General features: G+C 69.7%; 1 protein-coding gene. It reads right to left on the bottom strand.

Annotated features, from left to right (window positions below):
- Positions 1-861 precede the first annotated feature (861 nt).
- Positions 862-1605 (bottom strand): DUF6584 family protein, encoded by a 744-nt coding sequence (locus EV189_RS19915; RefSeq protein WP_130494763.1) that lies wholly within the window; start codon positions 1603-1605, stop codon positions 862-864.
- Between the last annotated feature and the right edge of the window lie 195 nt (positions 1606-1800).

Below are 1800 nucleotides of genomic sequence, written 5' to 3'. Positions count from 1 at the left end.
CGGGAACAACCCGATTTCACTAGGCAGAGCACGAGGAGACGGACGGACACCCGCCCAGGGCTTGACGCGAACCGCGTTACGTTGCTCATGCCGCCGGGCGCCCGCCTGCCGACGTCCGCAACTGCCGAAGAGCGGACGTTGACCAACCGGGGTAGGGAGCAGCCGTGGTTGGTCGCGCGATAGGTCTGGTGGTGGTCGTCCTAGCGGTGCTCCTGTGGGGGCACGCGGCGACGGTGGCTGGCAGCTACCCGGCGGTGTCGTTGACGCGCAGGTACGAGGACCGCGAGGTCATGCTTCCCTTCTTCGCCCTCCTGACCCGAGGGCTGGCGCTGGTTGCCGCTCTCGTAGGCGTTGCGCTGTTGATCACCGGCGGGTGACACGCGCTCTTGTCGCCGGCGGCCGGCGGCGCACGTCCGCCCGTGCCGATGTGCGGACGTTCGCAGGGCCCTACCAGGGGTACCTCTCGCGACGTCGGCGAGAGGCAGACGCGAGGAGACCGTGGTGGCGGAACTGCACTTGAAGCGTGGCCCCGACTCCGCTGCAGCGCTGCGGCGAGTCAAGTTCAGGGTCGACGGGACTGTGGTCGCGCGGCTGCGTCCCTTCGAAAGCGCGACAGTCGAGGTTGCGCCTGGGCGACATACCGTCCGGGCGGAGATGGACTGGATCTCGAGTGCGAGTTTGCCTGTGACAGTGAGTGCCGATGTGCCCACCGAGTTGGTAGCAAGTCTGACTTGGCCTGCACTGTTCTTCGGGGCCTACCTGCGGCCCCGCAGGGCGCTGAAACTGATCGCTCCGACCTGAGCCAGCTCGACGAGACTCGCGCTAATGCCGCTGCGCTCGGAGCCGTCGGGCAAGCGAAGCCTAGGAGTTCGGTGGGCGGCCGAACGGTACGGTCAGGACCCCGCCGGAACGAAGGACCGCCACTCCGCGCCATCCCTCCGCGCGGAGCAGGACGGAACAGGCGTCGCGCCTCGCCCCCCACGGGCGCACCTTCACCTGCATCGTCCAGTGCGGCGGCGCAGGGTACGCCCAGGTCACCGGCTGCAGTGCGGCGAGCTCGTCATCGCTGAACTGGCTGACCCGCTCACGGGCGTCCTCGAGCGCCGACTCCAGCGCTGTGGTGGTGCGCCTAGCGCGAGCACGCCACTGCAGGCCAAGAACGTTTGCCAGGACCGGCTCCACACCGTCCTCAGGGGACCACGTAGGTCTGAGGTCACGCACGTGGCGCGGGGGTGCCGGCGGCAGCCACACCCAACCGTGAGTGCTCAACTCCTCCTGAAGCGCCTCGATCCGCCGCCGCGCCGCCGCAGAGTACGACGACGGGTCCACCCTGAGACGCAGCGAGCGAGCCAGATGCTGCGGCTTCCGGTAGTACCCCCGCATCGCCTCGAACGCGACGACCGCCGAGGGATCCGCGTTCTCGCGCGACGACAGGAACCACGCGAGCCCTGCCGCCGGGAGGTCGCCCATCGCGAAGAGCACCTCACCCAGCAGATCGTGGAGCCGAGGGTTCGTTCGGTCCCGCACGAGGGCACTGCGTAGACGGTCGCGGGCCGCCCACGGCCTCCCCGCCGCCACATCGGCCAGCGCCGCCTCCACCACCACCGCACCATTCTTCGCCCCGGCAGGGTCGGCTACGCGCTGAGCGTTCCCGGACCGCTCGTTCGGTCCAACGACCCTGCTCGGCATCTGCAAAGGTCCGCTCATGCCGCGGACCGGGCGGTCAAGGGAGGGGCACGCTGTAGCGGGCGAGCGTCTCGAGGAGCTGCGAGCTGGCTGCGCGGGCCTTCTGGCCGGTGA

This window comes from Motilibacter rhizosphaerae (genome assembly GCF_004216915.1).
GTDB lineage: Bacteria > Actinomycetota > Actinomycetes > Motilibacterales > Motilibacteraceae > Motilibacter > Motilibacter rhizosphaerae.
This window is presented reverse-complemented; position numbering and strand designations above follow the sequence as displayed.